Annotated in this window: 18 protein-coding genes and 1 riboswitch; of the genes, 3 read left to right on the top strand and 15 right to left on the bottom strand. The window is 72.1% G+C overall.

Annotation, left to right across the window (positions count from 1 at the left end; translation table 11 throughout):
* Positions 1 to 150: 150 nt before the first annotated feature.
* Together ABT154_RS19525 and ctaD are read right to left on the bottom strand one after the other, a co-directional pair.
* Positions 151 to 585 (bottom strand): hypothetical protein, encoded by a 435-nt coding sequence (locus ABT154_RS19525; protein ID WP_351858079.1) that lies wholly within the window; start codon positions 583 to 585, stop codon positions 151 to 153.
* Positions 582 to 2,381: an aa3-type cytochrome oxidase subunit I gene (gene ctaD, locus ABT154_RS19520; protein ID WP_502969545.1), complete on the bottom strand. Its 1,800-nt coding sequence runs from the start codon at positions 2,379 to 2,381 to the stop codon at positions 582 to 584. The genes ABT154_RS19525 and ctaD overlap by 4 nt, the downstream gene beginning before the upstream one ends.
* 194 nt (positions 2,382 to 2,575) lie before the next feature.
* Here ctaD and ABT154_RS19515 point away from each other — a divergent pair, with 194 nt between their 5' ends.
* Complete coding sequence (locus ABT154_RS19515; protein ID WP_351858078.1) at positions 2,576 to 4,249, top strand: sensor histidine kinase; 1,674 nt, start codon at positions 2,576 to 2,578, stop codon at positions 4,247 to 4,249.
* On the opposite strand, the gene ABT154_RS19510 is transcribed toward ABT154_RS19515, so the two are convergent.
* From ABT154_RS19510 to ABT154_RS19500, 3 genes are all read right to left on the bottom strand, one after another.
* Entirely contained in the window at positions 4,218 to 4,955 is a 738-nt protein-coding gene (locus tag ABT154_RS19510; protein WP_351858187.1) for a response regulator, read from the bottom strand. The genes ABT154_RS19515 and ABT154_RS19510 overlap by 32 nt on opposite strands.
* A 398-nt stretch (positions 4,956 to 5,353) precedes the next feature.
* Positions 5,354 to 5,992, bottom strand: a complete 639-nt coding sequence (locus ABT154_RS19505; protein WP_351858077.1) for a vitamin K epoxide reductase family protein — start codon at positions 5,990 to 5,992, stop codon at positions 5,354 to 5,356.
* Positions 5,989 to 6,519: a hypothetical protein gene (locus ABT154_RS19500; protein WP_351858076.1), complete on the bottom strand. Its 531-nt coding sequence runs from the start codon at positions 6,517 to 6,519 to the stop codon at positions 5,989 to 5,991. Before ABT154_RS19500 ends, ABT154_RS19505 begins: the two co-directional genes overlap by 4 nt.
* Positions 6,520 to 6,736: 217 nt before the next feature.
* On the opposite strand from ABT154_RS19500, the gene ABT154_RS19495 reads away from it, so the two are divergent.
* Positions 6,737 to 7,210 carry a pyridoxamine 5'-phosphate oxidase family protein gene (locus ABT154_RS19495; protein ID WP_351858075.1) on the top strand — a complete coding sequence of 158 codons (474 nt, stop codon included), beginning with the start codon at positions 6,737 to 6,739 and terminating at the stop codon, positions 7,208 to 7,210.
* Positions 7,211 to 7,477: 267 nt separating this feature from the next.
* On the opposite strand, the gene ABT154_RS19490 is transcribed toward ABT154_RS19495, so the two are convergent.
* The gene (locus ABT154_RS19490; RefSeq protein ID WP_351858074.1) at positions 7,478 to 7,651 is read right to left on the bottom strand and encodes a hypothetical protein; all 174 of its coding nucleotides are present in this window, start codon (positions 7,649 to 7,651) and stop codon (positions 7,478 to 7,480) included.
* 251 nt (positions 7,652 to 7,902) lie between these two features.
* Between ABT154_RS19490 and ABT154_RS19485 the strand changes: the two genes are divergently transcribed.
* Positions 7,903 to 9,228 (top strand): globin domain-containing protein, encoded by a 1,326-nt coding sequence (locus ABT154_RS19485; protein ID WP_351858073.1) that lies wholly within the window; start codon positions 7,903 to 7,905, stop codon positions 9,226 to 9,228.
* A 170-nt stretch (positions 9,229 to 9,398) separates the two neighbouring features.
* On the opposite strand, the gene ABT154_RS19480 is transcribed toward ABT154_RS19485, so the two are convergent.
* From ABT154_RS19480 to ABT154_RS19440, 9 genes are all read right to left on the bottom strand, one after another.
* Positions 9,399 to 11,414 carry an FAD-dependent oxidoreductase gene (locus ABT154_RS19480; protein ID WP_351858072.1) on the bottom strand — a complete coding sequence of 672 codons (2,016 nt, stop codon included), beginning with the start codon at positions 11,412 to 11,414 and terminating at the stop codon, positions 9,399 to 9,401.
* 95 nt (positions 11,415 to 11,509) lie between these two features.
* Positions 11,510 to 12,379 carry an ATP-binding cassette domain-containing protein gene (locus ABT154_RS19475; RefSeq protein WP_351858071.1) on the bottom strand — a complete coding sequence of 290 codons (870 nt, stop codon included), beginning with the start codon at positions 12,377 to 12,379 and terminating at the stop codon, positions 11,510 to 11,512.
* Positions 12,376 to 13,125 carry a cobalt ECF transporter T component CbiQ gene (gene cbiQ / locus ABT154_RS19470; protein WP_351858070.1) on the bottom strand — a complete coding sequence of 250 codons (750 nt, stop codon included), beginning with the start codon at positions 13,123 to 13,125 and terminating at the stop codon, positions 12,376 to 12,378. Before cbiQ ends, ABT154_RS19475 begins: the two co-directional genes overlap by 4 nt.
* 6 nt (positions 13,126 to 13,131) lie before the next feature.
* On the bottom strand, positions 13,132 to 13,557 hold the full coding sequence (locus ABT154_RS19465; protein ID WP_351858069.1) for an energy-coupling factor ABC transporter substrate-binding protein: 426 nt from the start codon (positions 13,555 to 13,557) through the stop codon (positions 13,132 to 13,134).
* Positions 13,554 to 14,252: an energy-coupling factor ABC transporter permease gene (locus ABT154_RS19460; protein ID WP_351858068.1), complete on the bottom strand. Its 699-nt coding sequence runs from the start codon at positions 14,250 to 14,252 to the stop codon at positions 13,554 to 13,556. The genes ABT154_RS19465 and ABT154_RS19460 overlap by 4 nt, the downstream gene beginning before the upstream one ends.
* Positions 14,253 to 14,281: 29 nt before the next feature.
* A riboswitch (cobalamin riboswitch) is annotated at positions 14,282 to 14,489 on the bottom strand.
* A gap of 65 nt (positions 14,490 to 14,554) precedes the next feature.
* Positions 14,555 to 14,974 carry a PTS-dependent dihydroxyacetone kinase phosphotransferase subunit DhaM gene (locus tag ABT154_RS19455; RefSeq protein ID WP_332433761.1) on the bottom strand — a complete coding sequence of 140 codons (420 nt, stop codon included), beginning with the start codon at positions 14,972 to 14,974 and terminating at the stop codon, positions 14,555 to 14,557.
* Positions 14,971 to 15,675, bottom strand: a complete 705-nt coding sequence (gene dhaL, locus ABT154_RS19450; RefSeq protein WP_351858186.1) for a dihydroxyacetone kinase subunit DhaL — start codon at positions 15,673 to 15,675, stop codon at positions 14,971 to 14,973. The genes ABT154_RS19455 and dhaL overlap by 4 nt, the downstream gene beginning before the upstream one ends.
* A 44-nt stretch (positions 15,676 to 15,719) precedes the next feature.
* Complete coding sequence (gene dhaK, locus ABT154_RS19445; RefSeq protein WP_351858067.1) at positions 15,720 to 16,712, bottom strand: dihydroxyacetone kinase subunit DhaK; 993 nt, start codon at positions 16,710 to 16,712, stop codon at positions 15,720 to 15,722.
* A gap of 177 nt (positions 16,713 to 16,889) precedes the next feature.
* A complete protein-coding gene (locus ABT154_RS19440) occupies positions 16,890 to 17,267 on the bottom strand; it encodes an ArsR/SmtB family transcription factor (RefSeq protein ID WP_351858066.1) in 378 nt (125 codons plus the stop codon).
* Positions 17,268 to 17,364: the final 97 nt, after the last annotated feature.

Genomic DNA, 17,364 nt, shown 5'->3' with positions numbered 1-17,364 from the left:
CTCAGGGGGCAACGACCAAGACGGCCTTCCAGGACTCAGGACTGTAGCTACCTCGGCGACCACCTCTGCCGACGCCGCATGCTCTACCACTCGGCGATGCGCATGATGGCCACCTTCCGTGTCCGGTGACATCGGGGGGCGCCGATTCGGTCAGCGGCCCGCGAGGAGCGCCGCGGCCACCGCCGTCCCGAGTGCGGCGGTGATCCCGGCCAGGGCCCAGGCAACCCACACCCGCCCTGGCCGGGTGGACGCGGCTGCTCGCGGCGTGTGGCGCAGCGCCGCCCAGCGTCGGTCTTCTTCGCGCTGTTCGCGTGCGTACTGAGCCCGGCCGCAGATGATCAGGGCTCCGGACACCGCCGCTCCCACCCCCACCACGACGCCTATGAGCGCCCAGTGCGCCGACGTCAGCAGCAGGGGGACGACGAGCGCCGCGGCAGCCCAGCCGGTGAGGCAGGCCACGGCCGCCGTTCGGAGGGATGCGGGGCGGTCTGCCCCGGCGCGGATGTCAGTGATCGCGGGGATGTACCAGACGCACCCGGAGGCGGTCGCGGCCCCGATGCCCAGGGCGAGGACGGCCGCGGTCATCGGTGGCTCACCGCCTCGTCCGGCTTGTTCTGGAGGCGGTCGAGGGTGGCGATCTCCGGGTGGTGCAGGTCGAAGGCCGGGGATTCGGAGCGGATCCGCGGCAGGGCGACGAAGTTGTGCCGCGGCGGCGGGCAGGAGGTGGCCCACTCCAGCGAACGGCCGTAGCCCCACGGGTCGTCGACCTCGACCTTCCTGCCGTATCGGGCGGTCTTCCAGACGTTGTAGAAGAACGGCAGGAAGGCGAGACCAAGGAGGAAGGAACCGATGGTGGAGACCGTGTTCAGGGCGGTGAAGCCATCGGCGTCGAGGTAGTCCGCGTACCGGCGCGGCATTCCCTCGGCACCCAGCCAGTGCTGGACGAGGAAGGTGGCGTGGAAGCCCACCGTGAGGGTCCAGAAGGTGATCTTGCCCAGCCGTTCGTCGAGCATCTTTCCCGTGAACTTCGGCCACCAGAAATGGAAGCCGGCGAACATCGCGTACACGACCGTGCCGAACAGCGTGTAATGGAAGTGCGCGACGACGAAGTACGAGTCGGAGACGTGGAAGTCCATCGGGGGCGAGGCCAGGATGACGCCGGTCAGACCACCGAAGGTGAAGGTCATGAGAAAGCCGGTGGCCCAGAGCATCGGTGTCTCGAAGGACAGTGAGCCCTTCCACATCGTTCCGATCCAGTTGAAGAACTTCACGCCCGTCGGTACGGCGATGAGGAACGTCATGAAGGAGAAGAACGGCAGGAGCACGCCACCGGTGACGTACATGTGGTGCGCCCACACGGTCACGGACAGACCGGCGATCGCGATGGTCGCGGCCACCAGACCGATGTAACCGAACATCGGCTTGCGGCTGAAGACCGGGATGACCTCGGAGATGATGCCGAAGAACGGCAGGGCCAGAATGTAGACCTCGGGGTGGCCGAAGAACCAGAAGAGGTGCTGCCACAGCAGCGCGCCGCCGTTCGCCGCGTCGAAGACGTGAGAGCCGAACTTCCGGTCGCATTCGAGGGCGAAGAGCGCCGCGGCGAGAACCGGGAAGACCATCAGCACGAGCAAGGACGTGAGCAGCACGTTCCAGGTGAAGATCGGCATGCGGAACATCGTCATCCCGGGGGCGCGCATGCAGAGGATCGTGGTGATGAAGTTGACCGCGCCCGCGATCGACCCGAAACCGGAGAGTGCGACGCCCATGATCCACAGGTCGGCGCCCAGGCCGGGAGAGTGGATGGCGTCGGAGAGCGGCGCGTAGAGGAACCAGCCGAAGTCCGCGGCCCCGCCGGGGGTGAGGAAGCCGCCGGCGGCGATCAGCGAGCCGAAGAGGTAGAGCCAGTAGGCCAGCATGTTCAGCCGGGGGAAGGCCACGTCGGGCGCGCCGATCTGCAGCGGCGTGATCCAGTTCGCGAAGCCGGTGAAGAGCGGCATGGCGAAGAGCAGCAGCATGATCGAGCCGTGCATGGTGAACGCCTGGTTGAACTGCTCGTTCGACATGATCTGCGTGCCGGGGCGCGCCAGCTCGGCGCGCATCATCAGGGCCATGACACCCCCGATGACGAAGAAGAACAGCGCGGAACAGAGATAGAGCGTCCCGATCTGCTTGTGATCGGTCGTCGTCAGCCATGACACCCACGTGGGCCGTCCGCTGCCCTCGCCGGTCGGCGCAAGGAGCGACGGCTCACTGGACTTCACCTGAATACTGCGTGCCTCGTCCACCGGACGGCGACCTCCAACTTCCGCTCGCGTTTCGAACGGCTGGGAAGGACCGTGTACGGGGGATGCCTCGGCCCTTCCCGGCCGCCCGCCCATGCTCATGGCCGGCTCCCGCACCCGGGCAGGGCCCAGCGGTCCCCGGAGCAGGCGCCGTGGCAGGGCCGAACGGCCCCGGCCGTTCGCGCTCCCGCCGCCCCTCGTAGGCTGCGACGGTCCCCCGGGGGGACACCTCCTGGTCGGCCCGCCGCCGTCCGGACCTTCCCCACACGAGACGAGAGCAGACGGCAGACATGTCCGACACCACACCGAGGCCGCATCCGCCCTGGCCCCGGCTCGACGTCCCCGAGCGGATCCATGGCCTGCTCGCCGCGGTCATGGACCTCGGCCGCGACCTCGAACTCCCGCAGGTGCTGCGGAGCATCGTCGAGGCCGCGGTCAGTCTCACCGACGCCCGGTACGGGGCGCTCGGCGTGGTCGACGACCGGCAGAAGCTGTCGCAGTTCCTGCCGGTGGGCATGGCCGAGGACCTGGTCGCGCGGATCGGCACGGCGCCATGCGGGCATGGCATCCTCGGCGAGCTGATCCACAACCCGATGCCGCTGCGGCTCGACGACCTCACCCGGCATCCCAACAGCTTCGGGTTCCCGGCGCATCACCCGCCGATGCGGACGTTCCTCGGGGCACCGATCCGGGTCCGCGACGAGGTCTTCGGCAACATCTACCTGACCGAGAAGCGGAGTGGCGGAGCGTTCGACGCCGACGACGAGGCGGTCCTCACCACACTGTCGACGGCGGCGGGCGTGGCCATCGACAACGCCCGGCTCTACCACGACAGCCAGCGCCGGGAGCGCCGCCTCGAAGCGCTCGGCGAGATCACCCGCGAGCTGCTCGCCGGCACGGACACGGACGTGGTCCTCCAGCTCATCACCCAGCGCGCCATGGAGGTCGCCGACGCCGACCAGGCCGCGATCCTGCTCCCGACCGGTTCGGGTGTCGAGCTGTCGGTCCGGGTGACGTACGGAGACTCTGCCGCGGCGGTCGATGGGGCCAGGCTCCCGGCGGCCGGCTCGCTCGCGGGTCTCGCGGCCCACACCCGGCGTGCGGTCGTGTCGGCGGACGTCCGTGCCGATCCCCGAGGCCGCGCACTCGAGGACACCGTGCCCGCCCACGGCCCGGTGGTCGCTGTGCCTCTTCCCCTCGACGACGCCGTGTGCGGGGCTCTGCGCCTCAGCCGACGCGCAGGGACGCCCACCTTCGACACCAACGAGACGCTGTTGATCAGCGGTTTCGCCGATCAGGCGGCGATCGCCCTCGAACTCGCCCGGCGGCGGGCCGAGTCCGAGGAGCTCGCCGTGCTCCACGACCGCGACCGCATCGCACGCGACCTGCACGACGTCGCGATCCAGCGGCTCTTCGCCACGGGAATGACGCTGCAGAGTGCGACCCGGACGATCGGGGACGCCGGTGCCGCGGAGCGGGTCGCGCGAGCGGTGGACGATCTCGACGCCACCATCCAGATCATCCGCTCCACGATTCTTCAGCTGCGCACGGCCGACGACGACCGCGGCGGTCCCGCACTACGCCGACGACTCGCCGAGACTGTCCAACTGGCCTCGCAGCACCTGGGGTTCATGCCCTCGCTGCGGATCTCGGGCCCGGTCGACAGTACCGTCTCCGGCGCGCTGGCCGAACACGTGCTGGCGGTGGTCGCAGAGGCACTGAGCAATACCGCACGACACGCCCGGGCGAGCCTCGCCGACGTGGAACTCTCCATCCCCGACGCGGCCGACCGACTGTTCCTGACGGTCACGGACAACGGGGTCGGCCTGGGGCGGGCCCGCCCGACCGGCGGGCTGCTCAACATGGGCTCGCGCGCGGAGCAGTGCCGGGGAAGCCTTCGTCTCGACGCGTCCGGAGAGCAGGGCACGAGGATCACCTGGAGCGCCCCGCTGTCCGCGAACTGACAGCACGCTCAACAGGGTTCACCGACCGCGTCCCGGGTCCCGGGGCGTCCCGGAGCCGTTCGGCGATCATCGCCGCCTGAAGCCGGCGCCCCACCCCCAGCTTGCCGAGGATGGACGACACCCGGTTCTTCACTGTCTTCTCGGCGAGGAACAGCCGATCGGCGATCTGGCGATTCGTCAGGCCGAGCCCGATCAGATCGAGGATCTCCAGCTCGCGAGGTGAGAGCCGGTCGAGCTCTCCGGGCACGACCGCCTCGGGCTCCGGCTTGGGCTCCCGTATCCGGGCCATCACACGACTCGTCAGCCGGGGGTCGAGGAGCGACGTGCCCGCCGCGACCGCGCGGACGGCGGCCACCAGGTCCGAGCCGCCGATCTGCTTGAGAACGTATCCCGCCGCGCCTGCCATGATGGCGTCGAACAGGGCCTCGTCGTCGTCGAACGAGGTCAGCATCAGGCAGGCCAGCTCCGGCAGCTCCGCACGGAGTTCGCGGCACACCTCCACGCCCTCGTGATCGCCGCCGGTCGCGGTGCCGAGGCGTACGTCGAGCACGGCCACGTCCGGCCGCGCCGCGGGCACCCGGGCGAGTGCCTCCCGGGCACTGGCCGCCTCGCCGACCACCACGATGCCGGGCTCGGCTTCGAGCAGATCGCGCACTCCCCGGCGCACGACCTCGTGGTCGTCGAGCAGGAAGACCCGCACGGACATGCCGGAGGGATCGGCGGAAGCGGTGGGATGTCCGGCGGTCAGCACGTTGTCACCAAGAACTCCAGGGCAGGGGCGAGACGGCCACGCGCGAGGGCGGTGGCCTTCGGGCCGGTCCACTGCCCGGCCCTGAGCGAAACGAGCGCCAGTATGACAAAACCGGCTCCGGGCCCTTCGGCCCCGGGCCCATGAGGCCGAACGGCCCTACCCGGCACGTCCGTCCCCGTGGTCGACTCGCCTCCGCGACCTGGGGTGCCGGCCCCGGCGCGGTCCGGCCGTCCCCCAGGCCCCGGGCCCGGCACACCCAGGCCGCGCCAGTACCTCCGACCGGTCTCACGGCAGGCCGCGCCAGTACCTCCGACCGGTCTCACGGCAGGCCGCGCCAGTCCCCCGGACCGGTCTCACAGCAGACTGCTCCAGTAGTCCCCGAAACGTGTGGCGATCAGCATGACGATGCTGCCGCACCACACGACCGGTACGGCCCAGTGGAACTCCACCGCCCCGGCGACCAGGAGCCTCGGCGCGCGCAGGACGCCGTGCTTCAGGTTGTGCACCGTCGTGTACCAGAACATGACGATGGTCGCCGCCCAGGCCAGACAGCACCACAGGCACAGCGCGCCGATCTCGTACAGGGCCTGGCTCATCAGCCACATGCAGAAGCCCGCCCCCAGCAGCGCACCGAAGTTGAGCCCGAGCCAGAACCAGCGCCGGTAGCGGGCCCCGGCCAGCGCGCCGACGCCGATCGCGACGACGACGCCATAGGCGACGAGGCCGAGCATCGGGTTCGGGAACCCGAACACCTCTGCTTGCTCGCTGCGCATCACGCTGCCGCAGGAGATCACCGGGCTGAGGTTGCAGGACGGGATGAAGCCGGGGTCCTGAAGGATCAGGAACTTGTCCAGAGTGATCACCCATGCGGCGAGCAGCCCCAGCCCGCCGGTGATCACCAGGAGCCACGCGAAGGCACACGTGGCTCCGGTCCTGCGGTCGGCCGGGAGGGTCTCCCGTGAGGTGGCGCGGTCATGCAGAACGCTGTTCATCGTTGCTCTTTCGTGCGGCAGACGGGTCGGGTGGCGGGGGTCGAAGGGGCTGTCGCCCCGCGAACCGCCCCGACCGGCCACACCACCTCCACCCTCACCCCGTGCGCCCTCGCGTAGGCCACCATGTGCGCGGTGGCGTCCCGCCCATTGGTCGGGGACCCGTCCCAGACCGCCAGCAGCAGGTCGCTCTGGGCGACCAGCGCCTCGTCGGCGCGCACGCGGGAGTCACGGTCCGCGGGGTCATAGGCCAGCAGGCGGACCTCCTCCGCGAGCTCCATCAACTCACGGGCCGGCTCCAGGTCGCGCGGTGGCAGCGGTGCCGGCACGGCACCCTGCGCGGGCAGGACCGCGACGAGCTGTCGACCCGACGCCCGCACGGCGCGGGCGAAGGGCACCGACGCTCCCGATTCGACGCGAACCAGACCTGGCGCGGGATCGGCGTACCGCTCCAGCCGTACGCGCAGCTCTCGCTCCACCATGGCCGACGTGTCCGGGGGCAGCTCCTCGTGTCCCACCACCGCGATCATGTCTCTCCTCACCTTCCGCCCGCCGGGCAGTCATCGGCCGTCGCTCCGTGGGACCTGTGAGGTCCGCCGCTCAGTGAACAGGCCCCCGCGGCCGGGGTGACAGGGGCCGAACGGCCCTTCCCGGCCGCGCCCACGTGACCTGTACTGAGGCCGTCGGAGCCCCACGGCCCCTACTCGCGCACCGCGCGACTCCACCGAAGCCCCCAGGCAGGCACCCGTGCACAAGGAAGCAGTCCCCGACCTCGCCGACCCCCACCGGGCCGACTACGCGGCGGAGCCGAGACGACGCGCGGTCGAGCTGGACAGCGACGAGGCGCTGCGGCTCCTCTCCGAAGTGTCGCTCGGTCGCATCGTCTTCACCCGGCGGGCGCTTCCCGCCATCCGCCCCGTCAACCACCTCGTGGACGGCGGCGACATCATCATCCGCACCCACGAGGGCGCGGCGCTGGTCCGGCACGCCCAGCAGGCCGGTCCCAGCGGTGTCGTCGTCGCCTACGAGGCCGACGACATCGATCTCGCGACCCGCCTCGGCTGGAGCGTCGTCGTCACCGGCTACTGCCAGCTGATCACCGACCTCGAAGAGGCCGCCCGGTACCGGGCGGCGATCCACCCGTGGACCGACCAGCACTTGGACTACGTCGTCCGCGTGCGTCCGGACCTCGTCACGGGCGTCCGACTCGTCGCCGGCTGACACCGCTCCGCCGGGCGCTCCGGTCCCCGCAGGGCCCGGAGCCCCTCCTCATGGGGCCGGCCGCGTCACGCGGTCCGCGGTGCGGGAGAGCCGAGGGTCGCACCCCGTTCGGCACACGGCCGGGGGCCTACGGCTCACCGTGCCCGCGCCTCATACGGCGCCCACCGCCTCCTCGGCCGCGCGCCGCCCGGCCATCGGCGGCGGAGGGCCGTGCCTCGGCCCGTCCGAGGCCCCGGCCCGTGGCACGCGCACGGGCCGGGTGGACGCTCAGGCGCGTGAACTCGCCCCGGCCGCGCGACGGGCGAGGAGCGCGGCGCGGCGTTCGTCGAACCGGGTGGCCTGGGTGTCCAGATCGCCGAGGAACACGCCGAGCTCGTCCTGGGCCTCCGGTGACCAGGCCTCGCCGCCCAGCGGTCCATCGAAGTGGACAGGAGCGGGCACCGGCTAGGGCCGTTCGGCCCTGGGAACCAGGGCCTACAGGGCACTTCGCCCCGATGTGATACTGGCGTGCCATTTCGGCTCCGCAACACGTTCAACTCATTTCCGACAGGATCCACGCCCATGCCGTGCCCACCCCGTCCGCTCCGAATCATCCGATTCCCGCGTCCACCGCACCTCGCTCCGTACGCCTTCGACACCTGCGTCCCGGCCCGCACGGGTTCTGCGTCCGGCGCCTGTGTGAGGAACCTCTGATGACTCCGACACCTGGTGCGGGGGCCTGCGAGGCGACCCCGCTGCGCGAGGACTATCACACCCTGCTGGCGCGGCACGAGGCGATGCGGCTGCGCCGCAGCCTGCTGGCGCCCGCACGGCGGTCGGGGGCAGACGAAGCCGATCCACTCGGCACCGAGGGCGCGTACGACGGCGCGTACGACCGGACCGTCATCCTGCGGGATCTCCATCTGGTCGCGCCTTTCGGTGAGTTGATCACCGACCTCTATGCGGCGATGTTCGAGCGGCGCCCCTACCTGCGGTCACTGTTCCCCGACTCGATGGAGTTCCAGCAGGCCCATCTCGCCAGGATCTTCGAGTACTTGATCGACCATCTCCACCGACCCGCCGACATCGTCGGCACCTTGCGCCAGTTGGGCGGCGACCACCGCAAACTCGGCGTCCGGGCGGCACACTTCGAAATGTTCGAGCAGGCGCTCCGCGAGGCGCTGCACCGCCGCGCGGGCGTGTGGTGGAGTGCCGAGCTCGAAGGAGCCTGGCTGCGGATGATGGGGTTCGCCGTCGCGGCCATGGTCGACGGCGCCGAGGCGGCGATGGCCGAACCGCTCTACTGGAACGGCGTGGTGAGCGCGCACGAGCTCCGCCGCCCCGATCTCGCCGTGCTCCGCGTCCGCACGGCCGAGCCCTACCCCTACAAGGCCGGGCAGTACGCCGCCGTGGAGTCACCGCTGCTGCCGCAGACCTGGCGGCGCTACTCCCTGGCCCGCGCACCCCGGCCCGATACGGAGCTGGAGTTCCACGTGCGGCTCACCGCCCCGGGCGGCCTGAGCGAAGCCCTGGTCAAGCACACCCGCGTCGGCGACACCCTGCGCCTGGGCCCGGCCCGCGGCCGGATGACGACCGACGACGACAGAGCCCGCGACGTCCTGCTCGTGGCCGGCGGCACCGGATGGGCGCCGCTCAGAGCCCTGCTGGAAGACCTGGCCGACCGCCGCGAGCCGGGCCGCACCGTCCATCTGTTCCTCGGCGCCCGCCACCGTGCCGACCTGTACGACATGCCGGCCGTGACCGTGCTGGAGCGGCGGTGTCCCTGGCTGCGGGTGATCCCCGTGATCGGGCAGGGACGCGGGGCCGGACAAGAAGCGACGATGGCTGAGGCCGTGGCCCGGCACGGCCGCTGGCAGCGGCACGTGGCCTGCCTGGGGGGCCCGCCCGCCATGGTCGGTGCCGTGGCGGACGTCCTGGCCGCCACGGGTGTGCCCGCCGAGCGGATCCGCCACGACCCGGTCAGCGCGGGCGGGACCGCACCCATACGGCACGGAGAGCGGGTGGAAGCGGCCTCGTAGACGGCGCGAACGCCACAAACGGCCGCCACGTCATCGGCGCGGGCGAAGGGATCGCCGATCTCGCCGTCCCACACCGCCTCTCGGGCCGATCACCCGTCACCCTCCTACCGCGCCCCGGGAGCGACGACGGGAGTGTGACGGCAGGCTCCAGGCGCGGTCGGCCACGGCGGTCACAGCGTCGCCGCGAGCCGTGTGCCCTGGTCGATGGCGCGCTTGGCGTCCAGTTCGGCGGCGACGTCCGCGCCGCCGATCAGGTGTGCCACTCGGCCCGCCGCCACCAGGTCCTCGTACAGGTCGCGCCGCGGCTCCTGGCCCGCGCACAGCACCACCGTGTCGACCGGGAGCAGCTGCGCCTCCCCGCCGATCGTGAGGTGCAGGCCCTCGTCGTCGATCCGGTCGTACGACACGCCGGCGACCATCGCCACGCCCCGGTGCTTGAGTTCGGTGCGGTGGATCCACCCCGTGGTCTTGCCGAGACCCGCGCCGACCTTGGACTCCTTGCGCTGGAGCAGGTGCACCTGGCGCGGCGCCGCACCGCGTTCGGGGGTGCGCAGCCCGCCCCGGTTCTCGTAGGTGGTGTCCACGCCCCACTGGCGGAAGTACGTCTCGGGGTCCTGGCTCGCGCCCTCCCCGCCGTCCGTCAGGAACTCCGCGACGTCGAAGCCGATGCCGCCCGCACCGATGATCGCGACCCGCTCGCCGACGGGCGCGCCGTCCCGCAGCACGTCCAGGTAGCTGAGGACGCTCGGGTGGTCCTCGCCCGCGATTCCGGGGGTGCGGGGGGAGACGCCGGTGGCGACGACGACCTCGTCGTACCCCGCGAGGCCGGCGGCGGACACGTACGTGTTCAGCCGGACGTCGACACCGCGCTCGGCGAGCTGCACGCGGAAGTAGCGCAGCGTCTCGTCGAACTCCTCCTTGCCGGGCACCCGCTTGGCGATGTTCAGCTGGCCGCCGATCTCTGCCGCCGCGTCGAACAGCGTCACCGAGTGGCCCCGCTCGGCCGCCGACACCGCGCAGGACAGGCCGGCCGGCCCCGCGCCGACGACGGCGATCCGCTTGGCGCGGCGGGTGGGGGAGAGGACCAGCTCGGTCTCGTGGCAGGCGCGTGGGTTGACCAGACAGGAGGTGATCTTCAGGTTGAACGTGTGGTCCAGGCAGGCCTGGTTGCAGCCGATGCAGGTGTTGATCGTGTCGGCGCGCCCGGCCGTGGCCTTCGTGACGAAGTCCGGGTCGGCGAGGAACGGGCGGGCCAGCGAGACGAGGTCGGCGCGGCCGTCCGCGAGGATCTCCTCGGCGACCTCGGGGGTGTTGATGCGGTTGCTGGTGACGAGCGGCACGGAGACCGCGCCCATCAGCTTCTTCGTCACCCAGGTGTACGCCCCGCGCGGCACGGAGGTCGCGATGGTGGGGATGCGCGCCTCGTGCCAGCCGATGCCGGTGTTGATGATGGTCGCGCCGGCCGCCTCGATCTCCTTGGCCAGCTGGACGACCTCTTCCAGCGTGGAGCCGCCGGGCACGAGGTCCAGCATGGACAGGCGGTAGACGACGATGAAGTCCGTGCCGACCCGCTCGCGAATGCGGCGGACGATCTCCAGCGGGAACCGCACGCGGTTCTCGTACGAGCCGCCCCAGCGGTCGGTACGCTGGTTGGTCGCGGCGGCGATGAACTCGTTGATCAGGTATCCCTCGGAGCCCATCACCTCGACACCGTCGTACCCGGCCTCCTTGGCGAGTTCGGCGCAGCGCGCGTAGTCCTCGACGGTCTGCTCGACCTCGGCCTCGGTCAGCTCGTTCGGTGCGAAGGGGCTGATGGGCGCCTTGAGGGCGCTCGGCGCGACGAGGCCGGGGTGGTACGCGTACCTGCCGAAGTGCAGGATCTGCATCGCGATCCGGCCACCGGCCCCGTGCACGGCGTCGGTGATCAGCCGGTGCTCGGCCGCCTCCTCCGCCGTGGTGAGCTTGGCGCCGCCGTCCCAGGGGCGCCCGGCCTCGTTGGGCGCGATGCCGCCGGTGACGATGAGGCCTACACCGCCCCGGGCGCGCTCGGCGTAGAACGCGGCCATGCGCTCGAAGCCGTGCTCGGTCTCCTCCAGGCCGACGTGCATCGATCCCATGATCACCCGGTTGGGCAGGGTGGTGAACCCGAGGTCGAGCGGGCTCAGCAGGTGCGGGTACGGGGTCATGCGGGCGCCTCCTCGCGCAGGATCTTCGCCCCCAGTTCTAGGGGCTCCCCGGCGGTTATGCAACTAGTTGCAGAAGGAGAGGGGCGTGATGTCTACTACTCGGTAGCAAGGCGGCCCGCCGCCACCCCCGACCACGCCTCAAGCTCCTCCGGAGTGCGCGGCTCCGGCGCGCCGGGGGCCAACAGGCCGTGCGCGCGGAGCAGCCGGGCCACCGACGTGCCCCACGGCCGCCGCAGCCGGGCGTCGGCGAGCAGCGCGTCGTCCGCGAGCAGCTCCGCGACCGGCCCGGTCCGCAGCCCCGAAGGGGCCAGCACCGCCGCCTCGTCCGCCCAGCGCAACGCCAGATCCACGTCGTGCGTCGCCATCACCACCGTCGTGCCCGAGCCGCGCAGCCGGTGGAGCGTGTCGAGCAGCCGCTCCTGGCCGTGCGGATCCAGCCCCGCCGTCGGCTCGTCCATGATCAGCACCCGTGGCCGCATCGCCACGGCCCCCGCGATCGCCGCGCGCTTGCGCTGCCCGTACGACAGCAGATGCGTCGGCCGGTCCTCCAGCGCCGCGATGTCCAGCGCCTCCAGCGCCTCGCGCACCCGGAGCCGTACCTCCTTCTCCGGCAGCCCCAGGTTCATCGGCCCGAACGACACGTCCTGGCCGACGGACGCGGCGAACAGCTGGTCGTCCGGGTCCTGCACCACCAGCTGCACGGTCGTCCGCAGCCGGGTCAGCCCCTTCCGGTCGTACGCCACCTCCTCCCCGTCCAGGAGCAGCGACCCGCTCCCGCACCGCAGCCCCCCGCTGAGCAGCCGGAGCAGCGTCGTCTTGCCGCCGCCGTTGCGGCCGAGCAGCGCGACCGCGCGCCCCTCCGCCACCGCGAAATCCACCCCGGAGAGGACCGCGGGACCGTCCTCGTAGGCGAAACCCGCGCGGACCAGCTCGACGACGGGAGCGGAGGGCGGCGAAGACGTCACGGAAGGAACCTTTCCAGTACGAGAGTGAGGGCGACGAGCCCCGCGAGGAGGGCGCCGGAGGCGGCGAGGAACCGGCGGGACACCGCACACGCGGGCACCACGACCCGCAGCGTCCCGTCGTAACCCCGCCCGGCGAGCCCCGACTGCAGCCGCTGCGCCCGGTCGAAGGCCCGGACGAACGTCGTCGCGCCGAGACCGGCCAGTGACCGCCAGGTCGCCGCCCGTGTGGTGTGCCCGAGCCGGGCCGCCTGCGCCTGCCGGATCTTGGCCAGCGAGTCCAGCAGCAGGAAGATGATCCGGTACATCACGAGCGCCACGTCGACCACCGGCGCCGGCACCCCGGCCCGTACGAGCCGGGGCAGGACGTCCGACACCGGCGTCGTGAACGCGAACAGCAGCACCCCGAGCGAGGCCGACGCCGTCCGCAGCAGCAGCCCGCCCGCCTGCGCGGGCCCGCCAGGCGCCCACGCGACGAGCCCCCGGGCGCCGCCGACCTCGAAGAGCAGCGGAACGGCTCCCGTGACGCAGAACGCGAGCGGCACCCGGAAGGCCCGCCACAGGGCCCGGCCCGGCACACCGGCCGGACCGAGCAGGACCGTGAGCGTGGTCGCCGCGACGAGCACGGCGCCCGGCCACGGCGGCAGACCGACGGCGCACAAGGTCAGGCCGAAGCCGAGCAGCGCCTTCTCGGCGGGATGACGGCGGCGCCAGCGACTGCTGTGCGCCGCCGCGTCGATCGGCAGCATCGGCGGCTACGCGTCCTGCCCGTCGGGGGCCTCGCGCGGGGGCGCGGCGGCGGGGTCGTCGTGCGGGGGAGTGGCGCCGTGCCCGTGGGCGGCGGCCCCCTCCTCCACGGCCGCCTCGGCCTCCGCCTGCGCGCGTTCCGCCCCCTGCCTGCGCCCCCGCCGCAGACCGAAGTAGTACGCCAGGACGCCCGCGCCGACGGCCGCCTGAAGGGCGAACAGCGCGGACTCGATCTCTCCGGACGGCGGCTCGTACAAGGGGCTGAACCACGGCTCGTAGTCCGGGCGGAGTTCCGTGATCGCGGTCTCCGCCTCCGCGTCGGAGCCGGTGAACGGCTCCTTCTTGTGGTCCCCGAGCCCCAGCGCGAGCGGCAGCACCGCGAGCGCGGCGACGACGAGCAGCAGCAGGGCGTTGATCTTCGCGTTCCTGCTCATCGCGAGGCCGCCTCCTCGTGCCGGTCCGTCCGGCGCCCGGCGAGGACGCCGAGCCGGACCAGTTCACCCTTGCTGGACTGCGTGAGCAGCCGCATCACGAGGACGGTGAGCAGGCCCTCGCTCACCGCGAGCGGAATCTGCGTCACGGCGAAGATGCCGCCGAACTTCACCAGCGCGCCGGGGACACCGCTGCCCGGGTCGGGGAAGGCCAGGGCCAACTGCACACTGGTCACGCAGTACGTGGAGAGGTCGGCGACGAACGCGCCGAAGAACACGGCGACCATCAGCGGCGCCCCGAGGCGGCGTACCAGCCGGTACGTCCCGTAACCGGCCCAGGGGCCGACGATCGCCATCGAGAAGGCGTTCGCGCCGAGCGTGGTAAGGCCGCCGTGCGCGAGCAGCAGCGCCTGGAAGAGCAGGGTGATCGTCCCCAGGACCGCCATGATCGGCGGCCGGAAGAGGATGGCGCCCAGACCCGTACCGGTCGGGTGTGAGCAACTCCCTGTCACCGAGGGCAGTTTGAGTGCCGACAGGACGAAGGTGAAGGCGCCTGAGGCGCCGAGCAGCAGGGTGGACTCGGGATTCGACCGCACCTCGCGGGTCAGCGCGCGGACCCCGTGGACGACGAACGGCGCGGACGCGACGCCCCAGACGGCGGCGTGCACAGGGGGCAGATACCCCTCGGCTATATGCATGGTTGGGAGACCCTCTCCAGCACCTCGTGGATGGACAACGCACCCTGGCCGGTCTCCTGGCTGACGGTCATGCAGTCCGGTCTCCGCCTTCCCACACCACGACGGTCTCCCGACGCGGTCCAGTGGCTTCCCCGAGGGTGTTCCCCGCGGGGGTGGAGCCGGACCTCCCGATCACAGTGGCGAGGGCCGCACCGGTACTTCACCGGTTTCCCGTACACCAAGGCCCTGCGACATTAGTGCGTTGACCTGCTGGATCACAACACGGTCGCCACCCGGTGCGGCCTCTCGGTCACTCCGCGCACTCACTCCTTGCGGTAGGCGTACGCCTCCGAGGCCGCCGCGGCCACCGCGTCGAGGTCCCCGCCCGCACTCGCCGTGACCAGGGCGGCGACCGCGCCCTCGACGAACGGCGCGTCCACCAGGCGGGTACCCCCGGGCAGTTCGTCGCCCTCGGCGAGCAGCGCCTTCACGGTGAGCACGGCGCTGCCCAGATCGACCAGGACCGCCACTCCGGCGCCCCGGTCGACGGCCTTCGCCGCCTCGCAGATCAGCTCGGAACTGGTGCCCAGTCCGCCGTCCGGGGTCCCGCCCGCGGGGGCCACGGGCGCCAGGTCGCCGCCGCCGGCGAGCCCCCGGGCCAGCTCGGCCACCGCCGTCGCGACGGCGGCGCTGTGCGAGACGAGCACGATGCCGACGGAACCGGCCGGGGTCCCGCCGCTCATGACGCCCCCCCGGCGCGAGAGGCCTCGGCGCCCGCCGCCTCCGTACGGGATGCCGCGGGGTCCGCCGTCTCCGTACGCGAGGCCTCCGCGCCCGCCGTCTCGTCCAGTGCCGCGAACAGCAGGGCCGAGGACGTCGCCCCCGGGTCCTGGTGGCCCACCGACCGCTCGCCGAGGTAACTGGCCCTGCCCTTACGGGCCCTCAGGGGTACGGTCGCGAGGGCGCCCGCCTCGGCGGCCGTACGGGCGGCACCGTACGACTCCCGCAGCCCCTCCACGGCCGGCACGAGGGCGTCCAGCATCGTCTTGTCGCCCACCTGGGCCCCGCCCAGCTGCGACACCGCCGCCACACCGGCACCGAGGGCCTCCGCCAACTCGGCCCGGGTGACCCGCTTGCCGTCGCCCAGCGTCTTGCCCGCACGGCGCAGCAGCGTGCCGTACAGCGGCCCCGACGCGCCGCCGACCGTGGAGATCAACTGCCGTCCGGCGGTGGTGAGCACCGCGCCCGGCATCGTCGGCGGCTCCTTCGCGAGGATGTCGCTCACGGCGGCGAACCCGCGCTTGAGATTGGCGCCGTGGTCGGCGTCGCCGATGGCCGAATCCAGCTCGGTGAGCCGGTCCGCCTCGCGGTCGACCGCCTCGGCCAGGTGGGTCAGCCAGCGGACCAGGAAGTCCGCGCCGAAGGTGTCCGTGCCGTCGCCCATCCGGTCCGCCTCTCCCGTCTCTCCGGACTGTTCCATGCCCCGGCTCACCGGCCCCAGCGCAGCGCAGGCGTCCGCACGGGCGCGTCCCAGAGCCGCAGCAGCTCCTCGTCCACCTCGCACAGGGTCACCGAGCAGCCGGCCATGTCGAGCGAGGTCACGTAGTTCCCGACCAGGGTCCGGGCCACCGGCACCCCCCGCTCGCCGAGCACCCGCTGCACCTCGGCGTTGTATCCGTACAGTTCGAGGAGCGGGGTCGCTCCCATCCCGTTCACCAGGGCGATCACCGGCCCCGACGGGCGCAGGTCCGTCAGGACGGCGTCGACGGCGAAGTCCGCGATCTCCCGCGAGGTCATCATCGGCCGCCGCTCGCGTCCGGGTTCGCCGTGGATGCCGACGCCCAGCTCCAGTTCGCCTTCCGGGAGGTCGAAGGTGGGGCTGCCCTTGGCGGGGGTGGTGCACGCGGCGAGAGCCACGCCGAAGGACCGGGAGCGTTCGTTCACCCGGCGGGCGATCGACTCCACCCGCTCCAGCGGGGCGCCCTCCTCGGCCGCCGCGCCCGCGATCTTCTCCACGAAGAGGGTGGCGCCGGTGCCGCGCCGGCCCGCCGTGTACAGGCTGTCCGTGACGGCGACGTCGTCGTCGACGAGGACCTTGGCGACCTGGATGCCCTCGTCCTCGGCGAGTTCCATGGCCATCTCGAAGTTCAGGACGTCCCCGGTGTAGTTCTTGACGACGAACAGCACCCCGGCGCCGCTGTCCACCGCCGCCGCGGCCCGCACCATCTGGTCGGGCACGGGGGAGGTGAAGACCTCTCCGGGGCAGGCGGCAGCGAGCATCCCCGGCCCCACGAACCCGCCGTGCAGGGGCTCGTGCCCGGACCCTCCGCCGGACACCAGGGCGACCTTCCCCGCGACGGGCGCGTCCCGCCGCGTCACGATCCGGCGCTCCACGTCGACGGTGAGCTCGGGATGCGCGGCGGCCATTCCGCGCAGGGCATCGGCGACGACGGTCTCGGGGACGTTGATGAGCATGCGCATCGGTACCTCCAGGTGAGGCTGACAGAAAATGTCGACTCGGTACCGACTCTAGTGAGGGGGCGCCCGGTTGTGGCGGTGATCGCCGCACGCCCCGCCTTCTTTCCGGTCACCACGACGGGACGGCCCGGCCTTCTCGGGGGACCACGAGCGGACCTCCGGCCTGTCCGCCCGCTCCGGCTACGCCCCGCGCACCCCGGCGGCCGGGTCCGTCACGCCGAGGCGGAGGTGCTCCACGTGGTGGAGGGCCTGGTCGAGGAGGCCGGCGACATGGTCGTCGTGCAGGGCGTAGACCACGGAGCGGCCCTGCCGGGTGCCGGTGACGAGGCCGAGGTTGCGCAGCAGACGGAGCTGGTGGGAGCAGGCGGACTGCTCCATGCCGACGGCGTCCGCGAGTTCGGTCGCCGCGCAGGGCCCTTCGCGCAGGCGGGCCAGGATCAGGAGCCTCGACGGTGTGGAGAGGGCCTGGAGGGTGGTGGCGACCTGCTGCGCGTTCTCGGGGGTCAGGCGGGTGCGCGCGGGTGTGCCGTCGTCCGTGGTGTTCGCTCCGTGGCCCATGGACGTCATCCTACGGAAATGAACACATGAATGGATGTTCAAGTATTCCTGTACGGTGGGACGGTACGAACCCTCCCGTGGGTGAGCGCGTACGCCC

It is taken from the genome of Streptomyces sp. NPDC001728 (assembly GCF_040297565.1).
Taxonomy (GTDB): Bacteria; Actinomycetota; Actinomycetes; order Streptomycetales; family Streptomycetaceae; genus Streptomyces.
Note: the sequence above shows the minus strand (reverse complement) of the source record. Positions and strands in the feature narration are given on the sequence as shown.